Genomic DNA, 17285 nt, shown 5'->3' with positions numbered 1-17285 from the left:
TCACAGGTTCAAATCCTGTCCCCGCAACCAAACAAAAACGGCCCGCATCACGCGGGCCGTTTTGCGTTTGCAGCCTGGCGCGGCCAGTTTGATCCTCATCGAGTTACCCGAGGGTGTGGGTCTCGGCAGGCGCCGTCTTCCCGTGTTAATCTGCTTGGCATGGAGACGGACACCGACAAGATCGACAATGCCGTTCTCGGGCTGCTTTGGCTAACGCTGCATGAAGAGAGGCGCGCCTGGAAGGGATTGGATTGGGATGCTCTGGATCGCTTGCACCAGAAGGGACTGATCGCCAATCCGGCAAACAAGGCGAAGTCGGTGGTTCTGACAGATGAGGGCCTGCGACGGGCTGAGGAACTGTTCCGCACCCTGTTCACGCGGCCGGCGCCATGAGCGCTGCCTGGCGTTCCAATTCGACAGCAAGAAGTCGCGCAGGCAAAACCGACAACTTGCTGTGCAGGCTTATCCCGCAACAATCAGGGTTGGGCGTCTGGCGGCGGTGTCCGGTGCGTCGGACCTTCAGTCGAAACCTGCCGTGGTGCTGCCATAAGGGCGTCGCTCAATTCACACGGTTTTCCAACCCCACCGTCAGCGGAATCTCAAGCCCCCGCCGCAATCCCGTCGCAACCACCGACACCCTGAATTTTCCTGCGAGCGCCTTGTCGAAAATGGCGCCGACGATGATGTCGGCATCGGCGTCGACCTCCTCGCGGATGCGGGTGGCGGCTTCGTCGACCTCGAACAGCGTCATGTCAGTGCCGCCCGATATCGAGACAAGGACGCCCTTGGCGCCCATCATCGACGCTTCGTCGAGAAGCGGGTTTGCGATCGCCGCTTCGGCTGCCTTCCTGGCGCGGTCCTCGCCGGTGGCTTCGCCGGTCCCCATCATCGCGCGACCCATATCGCGCATTACCGACTTCACATCGGCAAAGTCGAGATTGATCAGGCCTTCCTTGACGATGAGATCGGTTATGCAGCCGACGCCGGCGTAGAGTACGCGGTCCGCCATGGCGAAAGCGTCCGCGAACGTCGTCTTGGCATCGGCGATCCTGAAGAGGTTCTGGTTCGGTATGACGATGACGGTATCGGCGCTTTCGCGCAGCCGCTCGATGCCCTCATTGGCCGCATGCATTCGGCGGTTTCCTTCGAAGACGAACGGCTTGGTGACGACGGCCACGGTCAGTATTCCTGCGTTGCGCGCGGCCTGCGCTATGACCGGTGCTGCACCGGTTCCAGTTCCGCCTCCCATGCCTGCGGTCACGAAACACATATGCGTTCCCGCAAGATGGTCCATGATTTCGTCGATAGATTCCACGGCCGCAGCGTGGCCGACCTCGGGCAGGGATCCTGCACCAAGGCCTTCCGTGACGTGCGCTCCCAATTGGATCAGCCGCGTTGCCTTCGACATGGTGAGCGCCTGGGCATCGGTGTTGGCAACGATGAACTCGGTGCCCTGCAAGCCTTCGGCGATCATGTTGTTGATGGCGTTGCCGCCACCGCCGCCAACCCCGATGACGGATATCTTGGGCCTCATCTCCGAGATTGTCGGCCTCGTTGCAGTGTTCATTTGCCGTCTCTCCCCTTGAATGCGCAAGCGCAGCGGTCGGTGGAAGGCTTGTTCCCGGCGCGCTGCAAAGACTTTGGACAGTGCGCGAATCAGGACAGCCCAGCGTAACCAAGGGAATCAGACGGTTGAACCGGCTGCAAGTGCAGTATTCGCGCTCGCGCATGTTATGCGCTATTGGTTCGCCGCCGCTGGTGCTACGTGTGGCGGCTGACCGAAAATCGTCCGATGACAACGTCTCCCGCAAAGCCGAGACCGATCTTCCCGTTCTACTTCACGCCGATGCCGGCAGTCAGGCCGCCATCGATCCTGTAGTCCGCGCCGGTGCAGAAGCCGGCTTTCGACGAACACAGAAAGGCGATGAGTTCCGCCACTTCCTCCGGCTCGCCGATGCGCCCGATGGGGTGCGCTTCGCCGAAGCGCCTGTAGGCGGCCTCGACATCGGCGTCGGTGCCGTTTTCGCCGCGCGCCGCCTTTTCCAGGATCGGGGTGCGGATCGAGCCCGGGCTGACGGAATTGACGCGAATGCCGGAGCGCGCGTGGTCGAGCGCCAGAGCGCGCGTCAATGTGTGGATGGCGCCCTTGGTCGTGGAATAGGCGGCGACGTTCTGCTGGCAGGCGAAACCTTGCACCGAAGCCACGTTGACGATGGCGCCGCCGCCTCGCCTGATCATTTCCGGAATACCGAAATGCGCGGTCAGGTAGATCGAGCCGACATTGACGGACATCGCCCGGTTCCAGATGTCGAAATCGGTGCTAACAGCGGTGCCATACGGATGGACCGCCGCGGAATTGACGATGATATCGAGGCCGCCGAACCGTTCAACACCGGCTGCGACCGCGTCGCGGACCTGATCCGGCACGGAGACGTCGACGGCCACGACCAGCGCCTCGGCGCCGGAGCTGCCCAGTTCCGCTCTCATCGCCGTGTTGGCCGCGGGGTCGATGCCGCAGGCGATGATCGCCGCCCCGCCCGCCGCAAGACGTCTGGCGGTTGCCAGGCCGATCCCGGTCGTCCCCGTCACCAGAGCAATCTTGCCGTCGAAATCCTTCATGGCGCAAACTCCTTTAATTTGACTTCCATTGTGGCCCAACAATACGGTTCCGTTTTATCGCAAAGGAAAAGCCTCGATGGAACAATGCTGGCGCTGGTATGGCCCTGACGACCCGGTGACGCTCGATCATGTCAAGCAGGCCGGAGCCTCGGGCGTCGTATCCGCCCTGCATAATATCTATGACGGCCGCGCCTGGCCTTTGACGGACATTTTGGAGCGCAAGCGGGTCATCGAGGCCGAAGGGCTGACCTGGTCGGTTGTGGAGAGCATTCCCGTCCACAATTCGATCAAGATCGGCTCGGCGGAACGGCTTCGCTATGTCGGCTGGTACAAGGACACGATCCGTGCGCTCGCCAAGGCTGGCATTGCGACGATCTGCTATAACTTCATGCCGGTGGTCGACTGGACCCGCACCGACCTTGCCTATCGGCTTCCAACGACGGGCTACGCACTGCGGTTCGATGCGATCGATTTTGCCGCCTACGACCTGTTCGTCCTGAAGCGCAGGAATGCCGAATTCGGCTACAGCGCGGCACGCATCGCGGAAGCGGAATCGCGACTGAAGGAATTGAGCGAAGAGCAGATCGACAGGATGGAGCGCAATCTCATTGCCGGCCTGCCGGCAACCGAGCGCAGCTACAACCGGGATAGTTTTCGTGAGGCATTGGCGGAATATGACTCGATCGGGCCGAAGGAGCTGCGCGACAATCTTGCCTGGTTTTTGCGCGAGATCATTCCGGTGGCCGAGCAGGAGGGGGTGCGCATGTGCATCCATCCCGACGACCCGCCATTCTCGCTCTATGGGCTGCCACGGATCGTTTCGACCGCCGAGGACGCGCGTTTCATCCTCAACGCCGTCGACAGCCCTGCCAACAGCCTGACATTCTGCACAGGCTCCTACGGTACGCGCGCAGACAACGACATTGTCGGCATGGTCAAGGAGTTCGCCTACCGGATCCATTTCGTCCATCTGCGCAATGTAACCATCGAGGATGACGGCTCCTTCCATGAAGCCGAGCATCTGGAGGGCGGCACCGACATGGCGCATGTCATCCTCGCTTTGATGCAGGAAGAGACGCGCCGCCGAAGGGAAGGTCGCGCTGATTGGCGGATTCCCATGCGACCCGATCATGGCCATTTGCTCGCCGACGATATCGGCAAGACCAGGATCAACCCCGGCTATTCTTTGATCGGCCGCCTGAAAGGCCTGGCCGAGCTGCGTGGCATCATGCGCGCCGTGGAACGTTTTGAGCTGGCCTGAGGATCGCAACCGGCCCTAAGGCTGATGGCTTGACGCAACAAGCTCGGCCTTGCGCTGCGCCGTCTCCAGCCCGATGGCGATGAAGCGGCGCGCATGCCGGGCCAGCTCCATATTGTCGGTCCACAGATTGCGCCAGATGGCGGTTTTCTTCGACAGGTTCTCGTCGACGATCTCCGACGAGAAGGATTCGAAGCTGAGGTCGTCGCCATAGCCGATTGCGGTCAGCGCATCGAAGATCGCGGCAAAGTCGATGTTGCCGGTGCCGAGGAAGCCGCGATGGCTCTCACCGATATGGACATAGCCGATCTTTTTGGCGGCGTGGCGGATGGCCAACCCGACATCGGCCTCCTCGATGTTCATATGGAACGTATCGAGATGCAGAAAAATGTTGTCGGAACCGGTGTCCTCGATGAAAGCCAACCCTTGCGCCGCGGTGTTGAGCAGATTGCTCTCGAAGCGATTGACGATCTCGAGGTTGAGCGTGACGCCGGCGGCCTTGGCGGTCTCCGCGACCTTGGCAAGCGTGGCGGCACTGCGGTTCCATTGATCGCGCGTCGGCGCCTCAGTCTGCAATCCATGGCTGGTGCTGAGGATGCCGGCGACCTTCCGGCCGCCGAGATCGCGGGTGAGCGCGATCGTGTCATTGAGGACTTCGACGCCGTGCGCGGCAATCGCCTTGTCGGCGCTTGAAATGTCGCCGTCGGGCGGCAGCCCGATGCTGATCGCCACGCCGAGATCGAGGTCGGCGATGCGCTTGGCCAGCCCGCCAACATCGACATTGGCAGGGTCAAGATAGGAGAATTCGATCAGGTCGAAGCCCGCCTCCCTGGTGTTGGCCAGCGTCCGTTCGAGGTCGTCTTGCGCCGAGCTCGCCGACCAGACGAAAGAGTGGATTCCAATGCGCGACATGATCGTCTCCTGCTGCTCGAGAGCATCGGACCCAAGAAGTGGGAACCGGTTTGCGAAAAATCTGATGCTCAAAACAAAAAATTGGTGCGGCCGGTCGCCCGGCCGCACCAGCCTTGGGAGGCTTTAGCTAGCGGGCCGCGGTCCAACCCTTGTAATCCTTCAGGTTCTCTGCCGTGATCAGCTGCGGGTCGAGCAGCACCGTGGCCTCGGCCGGCTTTTTGCCGGCAAGCACTTCAGCTGCCATCTGCAGCGATTGGCCGGCCATGACGTAAGGATCCTGCGAGGCCGAGGCCTTGATCATCGAGGTGCCGGAAGAGAGTTCCTTCTCGATGTCGGGCGCGCCGTCGACCGCGGTGAAAATGAACTCCGAGCGGTTGAGCTGCTTGGCCGCAAGCTGGGCGCCGATCGCCGTCGGGTCGTTGATGGCGAACACCGCGTCGATCTTGTCGAAGCGGGTCAGCAGCGACTGGAACACCTTCAGGCCGCCGTCGCGCGAGCCTTCGGCATTCTGGTCGTCGGAAAGGATCTTGATGTCCGGGTGTTTTGCCAGCACGTCCTTGCAGCCCTTCACCCGCTCCAGGATCGACGACGATGCCGGTCCGTTCAGTATGACATAGTCACCCTTGCCGCCGGTGTGGTCGACCAGATACTGGCAGGCCGCTTCGCCGGCCTTGACGTTGTTGGTCATCACGGTGACGTCGGCGCCCGGCGCCGAAACGTCGAATGCGGCAACCACGATGCCGGCCGCCTGCGCCTTCTTCACCGCCGGCGCGATCGCCTTGGCGTCGACGGCGTTGAGCATGATCACGTCGACGCCGGCGGCGATGAACGAGTCGACCTGCGAGACCTGCTTGTTGAGGTCGTAGTCGGCCGACACCGACGTCACCTCGACGTTCGGGTTGATCTTCCTGGCGGCGTCCTCGATGCCCTTGATGGTGGCGACGAAGAACGGGTTGCCGAGCAGGCCGACCGAGATGCCGACCTTGTTCAGGTCCTTGGCCGAGGCCGGTGCGACGGCGACGGCCGCGAGGGCAACGCCGCAGAGCAGTTTAGCGATGGTCTTCATTGTTTTCCTCCTGATGCCCCGCGCCTCTCACGGTGCGTTACACATGAACCGGGTCGTTGACGCCGGCGACTAGGTCAATCACGTTCTTGCTCCCGCTTGGAGCCTGTAGCGGTCGAGGGCGACCGCCACGATGATGACCAATCCCTTGATGATGTACTGCCAGATGTCGGAAACGCCGGCCAGGATGAGCCCGTTGGAGAGCACCGCTATGATCAGGCCGCCGATCAGCGTGCCCCAGATCGACCCGACGCCGCCGACGAAGCTGGTGCCGCCGAGGATGACCGCGGCGATGGCGTCGAGTTCGTAGGACTGTCCAAGCTGCAGCCCGTTGGCAGCGTAGAGCCGGGCCGCCGACATGGCGCCGCCAAGGCCGGCGAGAAGGCCTGAAACGCCATAGACGAAGAGCAGCACCAGCGGCACCTTGATGCCGGTGAGGCGGGCCGCCTCGGCATTGCCGCCGACGGCATAGATCCAGGTGCCGAGCACGGTGCGCTTGAGCACCAGCCAGGACAGCACCACGACCGACAGAGCGATGATGACCAGCCAGGGGATGCCGAACAGCGACCCGTTGCCGATGAAGTCGAACGGCAGGTCCGAGTTGAACACCGTGGTGTCCTGGCCGAGCAGGCGGGCGACGCCGCGCACGGCGGTCAGCGAACCAAGCGTGACGATGAAGGGCGGCAGCTTGATATAGGCGACGAGCAGCCCGTTGATGACGCCGAAGCCGAGGCCGACCAGAATGGCCGCCGGCACGCCGAGCATGCCCCATTCCGGCACCAGCGACACCATCACCGCCACCATCGCCGAGGCGGCAAGAATGGAGCCGACGGAGAGGTCGATGCCGCCGGTCAGGATGACGAAGGTCATGCCGGCTGCGAGCACGATGTTGATCGACGACTGCTGGGTGACGATCAACAGGTTGGTCTCGGTGAGGAAGCGCGGGTTCATGATCTGGAAGCCGGCCGCCAAAAGGATCAGGACCGGCAGCATGCCAAGCGCGGCGAAGGCGGTGCGCAGCCGCCGGCTCCTGCCGACCGCCTGGTCACCCGCACTCATCCCGGTTGCCTTGTCGGTCATCCCCAGGCCGCTTTTGTCGGTCATCCCTTGGCCGCTCCCGTTGCGAGTTCCATGATTGCCTCCTGACTGAGCGGCTGGCCTTCGGATGCGGTCACCTCGCCAGCGATAGTGCCGTCGCGCATCACCAGCACGCGGTCGGCGACGCCGATCACCTCCGGCAGTTCGCTGGAGATCATCAGGATGGCGATGCCCTTTTTGGCAAGATCATCGATCAGCCGGTAGATTTCCGACTTCGCCCCGACATCGACGCCGCGGGTCGGTTCGTCGAGGATGAGGACCCGCGGCTCGGTTTCGAGCAGGCGGGCGAGCAGCACCTTCTGCTGGTTGCCGCCCGACAGCGAGCCGGCATTGGCCTGCACCGACCTGCTGCGGATGGAGAGGTCGGAAACGGCCTTGGCGGCGCGCCTTTCGGCCGTGGCGAAGTCGCGCAGGCCGCCGGCCTGCGCGTCCCTGGCGAGCACGCCCATGCTGATATTGTCGGAAATCGACATGTCAAGGAACAGGCCGAGTTCCTTGCGGTCTTCGGTAAGATAGGCGATGCCGGCATCCAGCGCCTCGCGCGGCGAGCCGATGGCTATCGGATTGCCGTCGAGTTCCAGCGTGCCTGATGTGTGCCTGTCGGCGCCGAAGATCAGCCGCGCGAGTTCGGTGCGGCCGGAGCCGACCAGGCCCGCCAGCGCCAAGACTTCGCCCTTGTGCAGGTCGAAGGAGCAGCCTTTCAGGAGATTGCCGTCCGACATGTCGCGCACCGACAGTGCGATCGCGCGCTTGCTGTCCGGCGGGCGGTGATCCTTCTTGTAGAAGGCGGACAGGTCACGGCCAACCATCATCGAGACGAGGCGCGAGGCGTTCAGATCGGCGCGTTCGAGCGTGCCGACATAGCCGCTGTCGCGCAGCACGCTGACGCGGTCGGCAAGCTGGTAGACCTCTTCCATGCGGTGGCTGATGTAGATGATGGCGATGCCCTGCGCCTTCAGCGTCGCAATCACCTCGAACAGCCTGTCGGTTTCGCGCGAGGTCAGCGAGGTGGTCGGCTCGTCCATGACGATGATGCGCGCGCTGGTCGACAGCGCGCGGGCGATTTCGACCATCTGGCGTTCGCCAAGCGACAGGCTGGAGACCGAGGCGCGCGCCGAGAAGGAAACGCCGAGCCGTACGATGATCTCCTTGGCGCGGCGATTGCACTGGTCGCGGTCGACGATGCCGAACCGTCTCGGCTCGTTGCCGAGGAAGATGTTCTGCGCGACCGTCAGGTTGGGCGCCAGCGACAGCTCCTGATAGATGACGGCAATGCCGTTGGCGCGTGCCTTGATCGGGTCGCCGGTCGCGACCGGTGTGCCGTCGATCAGAATCTCGCCGCCGGGATCAGGCCGATAGGCGCCGGACAGCACCTTCATCAGCGTCGACTTGCCGGCGCCGTTTTCGCCCATCAGCGCGTGCAGTTCACCGGCGTGAACGGTCAACGATACTTCCTGCAAGGCGCGAATCGGGCCGAACGTCTTGGAGATGTGCCGCATCTCCAGCACCGGCTGGTGCACGGGTTCGATCCGGGCAGCGGCGGTCATCGCGCGCCTCCCGCTGCGGCATCAGCGACGCCTCGGTCGGCGGCGAGGCCGCGCCAGCTATCGCGATAGAAGGCAAGCCCGGTGAAGCTCGAGGCGCGTACCGGCTCCGGCGCCTCGGCGGCAAATTCGCGTCCAACACTCTCGAAGGCCAGAGCCGCCGCTCCGGTGGCGCTGCCCTCCAACGTGGCGCCCTGCATAAAGGCCTGGCCGGGACGCAGCTGCGCCAGCAGGCTGGCAAGCAGGCCGCCACTGTTCAGCCCGCCATCGACGATCACCGTGTCGTTCGAATGGATCAGGTCGAGAGACAGATCGACCATCAGCGCGACATAGAGCAGCGCCAAAGCCGCGCGCTCCTCCGCGGTGGGTGCGCGCCCGACCAGTTCGCCGCGATGGCCAGGCATCGGCCCGCCTGGCGCGAAGCTGGGCAGCGCCATGATGCCGGCGTCGATTACCTGCTGTACGGCTGAGGGGGCGATCGCGCCCTGCCAACCGGCGCTGATCGTTGCGAATTCACGGCCGCCCATGAAGCGGATGGTCGGCACCGGGCCGCCGTCGACATCGACATTGACCAGCATGTCGCGGTCGCGATCGAGCGCGTCGAGCGGGCAGTGCGGATTGAGCACGACGACCCAGGTGCCGGTCGAGACGACGGTGACCGGCCCAGGCGCCTGCCGGCGATAGGCCTGGAGCGCGGCATTGCTGTCATGGACACCGTTGTGAATGGCGATCGGCCGTGTCGCCTCGCCGAAGCGCTGCTCGCCGATGACCGCGCCGGCACGCTCGAAGGCGGGCATCTGGCCGCGCCATCCCTCGGCGTCGACCAGCGTGGAGAAATCGCGCTTGCGCGGCGCCCACAGATGCGAGTGGCAGCCGAGATAGGACACCTCCGAGACCGCCCGGCCGCCAAAGCGCCAGCTCCAGTACTGCGGATAACCGAGGATCGATTTGGCGGCGGCGAACACGCTTGGTTGCACCGTCTTCAGCCACAGCATGTGGCGACCATAGTTGAAGCCGAGCGGCAGGCGCGGCGAGAAGGTCTCGGCAAAATCCGGAATGCGGCGATCGATCTGCGCGGCAATCTCGGCCGGTGGCTCCTGCTCGTAGTCGAGTATCGGATGCGTCAGCGCCGCATCGTCGACCAGGGCAAAGGTGCAGCCATGGCCCGAAACCATCAAGCCCTCTATGCCATGGATGTCGACCGCTTCGCCGACGGCGCGCGCCGCCCAATCGTGAAGCGCTGCTTCGTCGAGCACACTGAAGCCGCCTTCGCGCGTCCAGTTCGGCTGGGTCCGGCGCTCACCTAGAATCTGCCCGTCCTGACCGAAGACGAACAGCTTCGAGTTGGTCTTGCCGAAGTCGAGGACAGCCACCTTCACTGGACGGCTCCCGAGGCAGAGGCGATCCGCACCATGACGCCGGCGTTTTCGAGCATGCGTGCGTCGGCATCGGAAAGGCCGTCATCGGTCACCAGCGTGCCGATGCGCGACAAGGGCAGCGCGACGTTGCGCGCATGGATCGACAGTTTGCGGCTGTCGGCCAGCACCACGATCTGGTCGGCGCATAGGCTGAGCTCGGCGATGGAGCGGACCAGCAGCGGATGCGATTCCAGCACGCCCTCCGGGCCGATGCCCTGCGAGCCAAGAAAGAACTTCGATGCGTAGAACGGCACCGTCTGGGTGAGCGAATGGATGATGCCAGGCTCGCGATGCAGTTCGCCGCCGGCAACGGTCAGGCTGCAATGGCCGTGGTCGCTCAAATAGGCGATGAGCGGCATCGAGTTGGTATAGAGCCGGATGTTGCGGTCAGCGAGCTTGACGCCGAGATGGAAGCAGGTCGAACCGCCATGCACGATGACGGCGTCGCCATCGCGCACCATGGTCGCCGCGAGAGCGGCGATCTGCCGCTTGGCCTCGACCGCGAGATCGCGGTTCTCGTCGTAGGGCCGGGCATAGGCGACGCCCGCCTGCGCAGCGCCATCGAGCGCCGAGATGCCGCCATAGACCTTGCGTGCTTCGCCGGCCTCGTCGATCTTGTCGATATCGCGCCGCACCGTCGCAGCCGATACGCCGAGCCGCTCCTGCAGCTCGCGCACCGAGGCGAAGGGGCGATCCCGCAACAGCTCGACGATCTGACGCTGGCGGCCGGAGTCGCTCAACGGATACCCTCCCGAAATGCCATCTTGCCACGGCAATTGGTGCAACTTACTCAACGCAGATCAGATTGCAAGCTTGATTTGGTGGGATAAGATCACTATTGACGTAACTTACTCGCCGCTGCGATACCAGCGTCACTCGCTGTCCCGGCTACCGGGATCCAAAGCCGTGGCTAGGCGGCCGGTTTGTGAAGGAGTTTCGATGGCAATCAATGCGGATGCGCAGGAGTTGGGCGCTTTGCGGTCGCTTTCGGCCAGCATCGGGCGCGACCCGCACTTGACCCAGGCCGCGGGCGGCAACACGTCGCTGAAAGCCGGCGACACGCTCTGGATCAAGGCTTCCGGCACCTGGTTGAAGGACGCGCTCGCCGAGGACATCATGGTCCCGGTGGCGATCCCGCCGCTGATTAGGGCTGTCGAACAGCGCGACCCGGCCGCCGATCAGCCACAGGGTTTCGCCATCGAGGCGCTCAACGCCCGCAAGCTGCGTCCTTCGATCGAGACCACGGTTCACGCGATGATGCCGCAGCGCGTCGTTCTGCATGTCCACTGCGTCGATACCATTTCGCTTGCCGTGCAGGCCGACTGCGAGGCTCAAGTCGCCAAGCGCCTGGATGGCCTCGAATGGGCGTATGTTCCCTATCGCCGACCCGGCCTGCCGCTTGCCCAGGGCATTGCCGAGCGCCTTCGGCCCGGGGTCGATGTGCTGATCCTTGCCAACCATGGCCTGGTCGTCGCAGCCGAGACCGTCGCCGGCGCCGAGGCGCTGCTGCGTCGCGTCACACGACTTCTGGCGCGGCCGCCCCGTAAGGTGGCGGAGCCCAACGTTGTCGCATTGACGACGCTCATCGCACGCAGCGGCTACAGGCTGCCGGCGGATGGCGAAGCGCATGCCGTCGCGATCGATCCTGAAAGCTGCCGCATGGCGTCAGGAGGCAGCCTCTATCCCGATCACGTCATCTTTCTCGGCCAGGGTTCGGTCGTGGCGAGGCCCGGTGAGGACGTGATGCGTGTCACCGAACGGTGCGGCACGGCACCGGTGGCGATCCTGTTTCCCGGGCTTGGCGTGCTGATGCGCGGCGACGCCAGTGCCGGCGCAAATGCCATGCAACGCTGCCTCGCCGACGTGACGGCGCGGGTCGACGTCGCAGCGAAGCTGAACTATCTGACCGCCGCCGAGAACGACGAACTGATCAACTGGGACGCCGAGCAGTATCGCCAGAAACTCAATGCAGCCGGCAGCTGACATGGCGTTGTCAACCGGCCCGCTTTCGATCGGAATCGACATCGGCACATCGGGCGCCCGCGCCGTCGCCATGCGGCCGGACTTTTCGATTGCCGCGCGTTCCGCCGTTCCACTCGACAGATTTGGCCAGAATGCCCGCGACCCGTCGGTATGGTGGTCAGCGGTCGGCGCGGCGCTGACGGAACTGCTTTCGAGCATCGATCGTGCGGCGGTCCGGTCGATCGCCGTCGACGGCACTTCCGGCACGCTGCTGCCGGTCGACGGCGCCGGGCGGCCGCTGGCCGAGCCGTTGATGTACAACGACAAGGTCGACGACGACGCCATTCTGGCGGTGATCGCGCGCGAGGCGCCGGCCGTGAGCGCAGCACGTGGGCCGACGTCCGGTCTCGCCAAGGCGCTGTCGCTCCTGCGCCTGCCTGGCGTCGCGGCGGTGCTGCATCAGGCCGACTGGATCGCGGGACAGTTCTCCGGCCGCTTCGACGCCAGCGACGAGAACAATGCCCTGAAGACCGGCTACGACGTCGAGGCCCGCCGCTGGCCGGACTGGATCGCGGCGACCGGGATGCGCATGGGATTCCTGCCTAGTGTCGTCAAGCCGGGCGATGTCACGGGAAAGCTCACCGCGAACGCCGCGGACCTGTTCGGCCTGGCGCGCGACGTCGCCGTGGTCGCCGGCACGACGGATGGCTGCGCGTCGTTCCTGGCGACGGGGGCTGCGGCTGTTGGCGACGGCGTCACCGCGCTGGGGTCCTCGCTGACCATCAAGATCCTCTCCGATCGGCCGATCTCGGCGCCGCAGTTCGGCATCTACAGTCATCGGCTGGGAGATGCCTATCTGGCGGGTGGTGCGTCGAATTCGGGCGGCAAGGTGCTGGCGCAGCATTTTTCTCTCGCGCGCATCATCGAATTGACTGCGGTGATCGACCCTTTGACCGAGACCGGTCTCGACTATTATCCGCTTCCCGCGGTTGGCGAACGCTTTCCGATCGCCGATCCTGATTTGCCGCCACGCCTGACGCCGCGGCCGGCGGACGACGCCGACTATCTGAAAGCGATGTTGGAGGGCATTGCGGCGGTCGAGGCGCTCGGCTATCGCCGGCTTGCCGAACTCGGCGCCCCCCGATTGACATCGGTCAGAAGCGTCGGCGGCGGTGCGGCAAATCCCGCCTGGACCGCGATCCGGCAGCGCAAATTGGGGGTCGATTTTCTGCCGGCGCTTTCGGGCGAGGCGGCCGCCGGCACGGCGCGGCTGGCGCTGATGGGCGCAATCGCAGAGGGGCTGTTGTGAGCACGAAACCAGTCGAATATCTCGACGGCGTCGGAGCGCTGGTCGAGCGCTATCAGGTGTTCCTGCTCGATCAGTTTGGCGTGCTGCACGACGGCACGAACCCCTATCCGGGCGCCGTGGAGGCGTTGTCGGCGCTGAAGCGCGCAGGCAGGACGATTGTGCTGGTCTCGAATTCCGGCAGGCGGGCGCGGCCCAACGAGGCCCGCCTGCTGAAGCTCGGCTTCGAACCAGGAAGCTGGGATCAATTTGTCTCTTCCGGCGAGATCGCGTGGCGGTCTTTCCACAAAATGGCGATATCCGGAAAGCTGCGCCCAAACACAAAGTGCCTGCTGATCAGCCGCGAGGGCGATCGTTCGGCAATTGAAGGTCTGCCTTTTACCCTGACCAGCGACGGCGACGATGCCGAGCTGGTGCTGATCGCCGCCAGCGAGGGCGACCGCTACGACATCGAGCACTATCGCAGGCTTTTTGCACCGGCAGCGATGCGGCAGGTGCCGTGCTTCTGCACCAATCCCGACAAGATCATGCTGACGGCAGTCGGGCCTCGCTTTGGCGCCGGTCAGCTTGCGGATCTCTACGAGAGCCTCGGCGGCAGCGTCACCCGCATCGGCAAGCCCTACACGCCGATCTTCGACGCCGCGCTGGCGCTGGCGGGCAACCCGGACCGCAGCAGCGTGGTCTGTGTCGGCGACAGCGTCGAACACGATGTCGCCGGTGGAATTGGTGCCGGCGTGGCGACCGCGCTGGTCTTGTCCGGAATATTGGCAGATACCCCTGACCTGGCCGAGCTTTTCGACAGTCTGGACGCCTACCCCGATTACACCACGGACAGTTTCAGATTCGCTGATTGAGATCGGCAGCTTGCGAGGGTTGAGCGCTGCCATGGTGATCGTTTCGTCGTTGGTGCTGCTTTCGGTGGCGCAGCCCTTTGGCTGCTGTTGCCAGTTCACATCTTGTTGGTCGGAGGCTATTGAACTGCATGCGTGACTTTCAACTCCCCGGACGGTCGCCGGTTCGTGCGACGGAAGCGATGGCCGCGACATCGCACCCTCTGGCGACATTGGCGGCGATCGAGATGCTGCGGTCCGGCGGCAATGCAATGGACGCAGCCGTGTGCGCGGCGGCGGTGCAGGCGGTGGTCGAGCCGCAATCGACGGGTATCGGCGGCGACTGTTTCGTCCTCTATTGTCCCAACGGTCAAGGCGAGGTTCTGGCCTTCAACGGCTCCGGCCGCGCACCGGCAGCAGCAGAGGCGCAGTGGTATCTGGACAGGGGGCACGACGAACTGCCTGAGTCCGGTCCGCACGCGGTCACCGTGCCGGGCGCCGTCGACGCGTGGTGCCGGCTGCTCGATGATCATGGCAGGAAGGGCATCGACGCCGCGCTCGCTCCGGCCCTACATTACGCCGAACAGGGTTATGTCGTCCAAGACCGCGTGGCCTTCGACTGGGCTGAAAGTGCTGCCTTGCTGGCCGCCGACGAACATGCCGCGCGGATATTTTTGCCGGATGGAAAGGCGCCGCTGGCCGGCGAGCTGCACCGGCAGCCGCAACTGGCCGAGACCCTGCGCATCGTCTCGCGCCGTGGCCGTGCCGGCTTCTATGAAGGCGAGGTCGCCGACGACATGGTGTCGCGTCTGCGCGCGCTTGGCGGGCTGCATGCGCTCGAGGATTTTTCGGCGACGAAGGGCGACTATGTCAGGCCCGTCGGCACATCCTACCGGGGCTACGACATTCATCAGATGCCGCCGAACAACCAGGGGCTGACGGCACTGATCATGCTGAATGTGCTGTCGGGCTTCTCGCTCGGTTCGCTGGAACCGAACGGCGCCGAGCGCTTTCATCTCGAGATCGAGGCGGGGCGGCTTGCCTATCAGGACCGCGACAATTTCATCGGCGACCAGAACCAGGTCCATGTCCCCGTGCAGCAGTTGTTGTCCAGATCCCATGCCGACCAGCTTCGCGCCGAGATCGATCCGGCGCGCGCAATGACGCATCTGCCACGCCTGGAGCTTCAGCCCAGCGATACCGTCTACATCTCGGTGGTCGACCGCGACCGTAATGCGGTCAGCTTCATCAACTCGACCTTTGGTTCGTTCGGCAGCGGCGTGGTCGGCCCCAGGACCGGCGTCGTCCTGCAGAATCGGGGCAGCAGCTTCCGCTTGGCGGCGGACCACCCAAACCGCATCGCACCGGGAAAACGCCCGATGCACACCATCATGCCGGGCATGGTGACAGCCAAGGGCAGGGCAGTCATGCCGTTTGGCGTGATGGGCGGCGGCTACCAGCCGTTCGGCCATGTCCATTTGCTCACCAACATGATCGACTTCGGCATGGACCCGCAGGAGGCGCTGGATGCGCCACGCGTGTTTTACCGACAGAACACTGTGGAGGCCGAGCGTGGCGTTCCGGCCGACGCGATCGCCGGCCTGCGCGAGCGAGGTCACGACGTGTCCGTCCCAACCGAGCCGCATGGCGGCGGCCAGCTGGTGCTGATCGACTGGGACAAGGGTACGCTTACCGGCGCGTCCGATCCGCGCAAGGATGGTTGCGCGCTGGGTTACTGACGGTCCGCTGCGCCCTGCGTGCTGGTCCTGTTCAGTTTTGGCGCTGCCGCCACCAGCGCCTTGCCGATCGCCGACTGCGGGGTAACGATGACCGCGCGGGCGTTGCCGCTTTCGGCGACGCGGCCGGCATCGAGAATGACGACACGATGGGCGATGGCGCTGATGACGCCGAGATCATGCGAAATGAACAGATAGGCGATCCGTTGCTCGCGTTGCAGATCGAGCAGCAATTGCAGGATCTGCCGGCGCACCGATACGTCGAGCGCGGACACCGCCTCGTCGAGGATGATCAGCGACGGGTTTGTGGCGATGGCGCGAGCGATCGCGATGCGCTGGCGCTGGCCGCCCGAGATCTCGTGGATGGCACGAGCGGCGAGATCAGCGCTCAGGCCGACGCGCTCGAGCAGAGCGGCGATGCGGCGCGGGCGTTCTGATCGGGCTGCGATGCCATGGATGCGCAAGGGATCGTCAAGCACACGCGCCACGCTGGCGCGCGGATTGAAGGCGGCGAGCGGGTCCTGGAAGACCATTTGCACGCGCGCGCGCCGGGCGCGCAACGCAGTATCGTTCAGGGACAGGAAATCGCCACCTTCAAACTCGATGCGGCCGGCGTCCGGTTCGATCAGCCGCAGCAGCAGCCGCGCGACCGTCGACTTGCCGCTGCCGGAAGGGCCGGCCAGCGCCAGCGTCTCGCCGGCCTCGATGTCGAAGGAGACATCATCGACGGCGGCTATTGTCTTGCCGCCGCGACGATATCGTTTGGTCAGGCCGGAAACAGCCAGCAATGGACTGCTCACCGCGACGCTCCTGACTGCTGCAGCAGCGGTTCGGCGTCGAGGCCGAGATGGGCGTTAAGCAGCGCTCTTGTGTAGGCGTGGCGCGGACTAGCGACGATCTGCGCCGTCGTGCCGAGCTCGACCAGCTCGCCGTGCCGGAACACGGCGATGCGCTCGGCCAGCTCGGCGGCTAGCGCGATGTCGTGGCTGACGAACAGCAGCGTCATGCCGTCCTCGGCCACCAATTGCCGGATCAGCGCGACGATCTCGGCCTGCACGATGGTGTCGAGCGCGCTGGTCGCCTCATCGGCGATCAGCAGTTTCGGACCGGCCGCAATCGCCGCGGCAATCGCCACGCGCTGCTTCTGGCCGCCGGAAAGCTGGTGCGGGTAGGCGCGCAAGGCGGCGTCCGGGTCGGGCAGGCGGACGCGTCCGAGCAGGGCTTTCGCCTTGGCATAGGATTGCGACCAAGTCAGACCAAGATGCGTGTGCGCGACTTCCGCGATCTGCTCGCCAACCGTCATTACCGGATCGAGGCTGGCCGACGGGTCCTGGAAGACGAAGCCGATATCGCGGCCACCGAGGGGGGTGTGGCTGGGTTTGGCGGCGGATTTTAGAGGCTTGCGTTCTGTGAGACCCCCCACAGTTGGGGGGGGGGGGGGGGGGGGGGGGGGGGGGGGGGGGGGGGGGGGGGGAAAGAGGGGGAAAAAAAAACCAGAGCGGGCCACCCCAAGGGAGAAAACCCCCGCGCCCCCCCCCG

At 64.7% G+C, this 17285-nt stretch carries 15 protein-coding genes and 1 pseudogene; 6 read left to right on the top strand and 10 right to left on the bottom strand.

Annotated elements, in window-relative coordinates; all coding sequences use genetic code 11:
* The first annotated feature begins 159 nt into the window (after positions 1-159).
* Positions 160-393, top strand: coding sequence for a DUF6429 family protein (locus AC0L2M_RS17555; RefSeq protein WP_473517764.1), 234 nt, complete (start codon positions 160-162; stop codon positions 391-393).
* Positions 394-559: 166 nt separating this feature from the next.
* Here the strand turns inward: AC0L2M_RS17555 and ftsZ are convergent, their stop codons facing one another.
* Together ftsZ and AC0L2M_RS17545 are read right to left on the bottom strand one after the other, a co-directional pair.
* The gene (ftsZ, locus tag AC0L2M_RS17550) at positions 560-1567 is read right to left on the bottom strand and encodes a cell division protein FtsZ (RefSeq protein WP_023797312.1); all 1008 of its coding nucleotides are present in this window, start codon (positions 1565-1567) and stop codon (positions 560-562) included.
* 266 nt (positions 1568-1833) lie between these two features.
* Positions 1834-2619, bottom strand: a complete 786-nt coding sequence (locus AC0L2M_RS17545) for an SDR family NAD(P)-dependent oxidoreductase (RefSeq protein WP_473535475.1) — start codon at positions 2617-2619, stop codon at positions 1834-1836.
* A 76-nt stretch (positions 2620-2695) separates the two neighbouring features.
* Between AC0L2M_RS17545 and uxuA the strand changes: the two genes are divergently transcribed.
* A complete protein-coding gene (gene uxuA, locus AC0L2M_RS17540) occupies positions 2696-3880 on the top strand; it encodes a mannonate dehydratase (protein ID WP_473535474.1) in 1185 nt (394 codons plus the stop codon).
* 15 nt (positions 3881-3895) lie between these two features.
* Here uxuA and AC0L2M_RS17535 read toward each other — a convergent pair whose 3' ends face one another.
* The 6 genes from AC0L2M_RS17535 to AC0L2M_RS17510 form a co-directional block, all read right to left on the bottom strand.
* Positions 3896-4789 (bottom strand): sugar phosphate isomerase/epimerase family protein, encoded by an 894-nt coding sequence (locus AC0L2M_RS17535; protein WP_287344191.1) that lies wholly within the window; start codon positions 4787-4789, stop codon positions 3896-3898.
* Positions 4790-4916: 127 nt separating this feature from the next.
* Positions 4917-5855 (bottom strand): ABC transporter substrate-binding protein, encoded by a 939-nt coding sequence (locus tag AC0L2M_RS17530; protein WP_091595356.1) that lies wholly within the window; start codon positions 5853-5855, stop codon positions 4917-4919.
* Positions 5856-5933: 78 nt separating this feature from the next.
* Positions 5934-6932, bottom strand: a complete 999-nt coding sequence (locus tag AC0L2M_RS17525; protein WP_287054458.1) for an ABC transporter permease subunit — start codon at positions 6930-6932, stop codon at positions 5934-5936.
* 20 nt (positions 6933-6952) lie between these two features.
* The gene (locus AC0L2M_RS17520) at positions 6953-8497 is read right to left on the bottom strand and encodes a sugar ABC transporter ATP-binding protein (protein WP_473535473.1); all 1545 of its coding nucleotides are present in this window, start codon (positions 8495-8497) and stop codon (positions 6953-6955) included.
* Complete coding sequence (locus tag AC0L2M_RS17515; RefSeq protein ID WP_473535472.1) at positions 8494-9873, bottom strand: FGGY-family carbohydrate kinase; 1380 nt, start codon at positions 9871-9873, stop codon at positions 8494-8496. Before AC0L2M_RS17515 ends, AC0L2M_RS17520 begins: the two co-directional genes overlap by 4 nt.
* Complete coding sequence (locus AC0L2M_RS17510; protein WP_023797319.1) at positions 9870-10652, bottom strand: DeoR/GlpR family DNA-binding transcription regulator; 783 nt, start codon at positions 10650-10652, stop codon at positions 9870-9872. The genes AC0L2M_RS17515 and AC0L2M_RS17510 overlap by 4 nt, the downstream gene beginning before the upstream one ends.
* A 199-nt stretch (positions 10653-10851) precedes the next feature.
* Between AC0L2M_RS17510 and AC0L2M_RS17505 the strand changes: the two genes are divergently transcribed.
* The 4 genes from AC0L2M_RS17505 to ggt all read left to right on the top strand — a co-directional run bounded on the left by AC0L2M_RS17505 (position 10852) and on the right by ggt (position 15749).
* Entirely contained in the window at positions 10852-11895 is a 1044-nt protein-coding gene (locus AC0L2M_RS17505; protein WP_473535471.1) for a class II aldolase/adducin family protein, read from the top strand.
* 1 nt (position 11896) lies between these two features.
* Positions 11897-13183, top strand: a complete 1287-nt coding sequence (locus AC0L2M_RS17500; RefSeq protein ID WP_473535470.1) for an FGGY-family carbohydrate kinase — start codon at positions 11897-11899, stop codon at positions 13181-13183.
* Positions 13180-14034: a TIGR01459 family HAD-type hydrolase gene (locus AC0L2M_RS17495; RefSeq protein ID WP_473535469.1), complete on the top strand. Its 855-nt coding sequence runs from the start codon at positions 13180-13182 to the stop codon at positions 14032-14034. The genes AC0L2M_RS17500 and AC0L2M_RS17495 overlap by 4 nt, the downstream gene beginning before the upstream one ends.
* A gap of 128 nt (positions 14035-14162) precedes the next feature.
* A complete protein-coding gene (ggt, locus tag AC0L2M_RS17490; protein WP_473535468.1) occupies positions 14163-15749 on the top strand; it encodes a gamma-glutamyltransferase in 1587 nt (528 codons plus the stop codon).
* On the opposite strand, the gene AC0L2M_RS17485 is transcribed toward ggt, so the two are convergent.
* Both AC0L2M_RS17485 and AC0L2M_RS17480 read right to left on the bottom strand, forming a co-directional pair.
* A complete protein-coding gene (locus AC0L2M_RS17485; protein ID WP_473535467.1) occupies positions 15743-16546 on the bottom strand; it encodes an ABC transporter ATP-binding protein in 804 nt (267 codons plus the stop codon). The two genes, ggt and AC0L2M_RS17485, sit on opposite strands and share 7 nt — an antisense overlap.
* A pseudogene (locus AC0L2M_RS17480) lies at positions 16543-17103 on the bottom strand (ATP-binding cassette domain-containing protein); the annotation flags it as partial. The gene AC0L2M_RS17485 and the pseudogene AC0L2M_RS17480, both read right to left, overlap by 4 nt.
* Positions 17104-17285: the final 182 nt, after the last annotated feature.

Source organism: Mesorhizobium sp. WSM4806, assembly GCF_055811635.1.
This window is presented reverse-complemented; position numbering and strand designations above follow the sequence as displayed.

Bases quoted from the DNA above. Each gene is read 5' to 3' on its own strand.
- AC0L2M_RS17555 (WP_473517764.1), top strand. From the start codon at position 160: ATGGAGACGGACACCGACAAGATCGACAATGCCGTTCTCGGGCTGCTT.
- ftsZ (WP_023797312.1), bottom strand. From the start codon at position 1,567: ATGAACACTGCAACGAGGCCGACAATCTCGGAGATGAGGCCCAAGATA.
- AC0L2M_RS17545 (WP_473535475.1), bottom strand. From the start codon at position 2,619: ATGAAGGATTTCGACGGCAAGATTGCTCTGGTGACGGGGACGACCGGG.
- uxuA (WP_473535474.1), top strand. From the start codon at position 2,696: ATGGAACAATGCTGGCGCTGGTATGGCCCTGACGACCCGGTGACGCTC.
- AC0L2M_RS17535 (WP_287344191.1), bottom strand. From the start codon at position 4,789: ATGTCGCGCATTGGAATCCACTCTTTCGTCTGGTCGGCGAGCTCGGCG.
- AC0L2M_RS17530 (WP_091595356.1), bottom strand. From the start codon at position 5,855: ATGAAGACCATCGCTAAACTGCTCTGCGGCGTTGCCCTCGCGGCCGTC.
- AC0L2M_RS17525 (WP_287054458.1), bottom strand. From the start codon at position 6,932: ATGACCGACAAGGCAACCGGGATGAGTGCGGGTGACCAGGCGGTCGGC.
- AC0L2M_RS17520 (WP_473535473.1), bottom strand. From the start codon at position 8,497: ATGACCGCCGCTGCCCGGATCGAACCCGTGCACCAGCCGGTGCTGGAG.
- AC0L2M_RS17505 (WP_473535471.1), top strand. From the start codon at position 10,852: ATGGCAATCAATGCGGATGCGCAGGAGTTGGGCGCTTTGCGGTCGCTT.
- AC0L2M_RS17500 (WP_473535470.1), top strand. From the start codon at position 11,897: ATGGCGTTGTCAACCGGCCCGCTTTCGATCGGAATCGACATCGGCACA.
- ggt (WP_473535468.1), top strand. From the start codon at position 14,163: ATGCGTGACTTTCAACTCCCCGGACGGTCGCCGGTTCGTGCGACGGAA.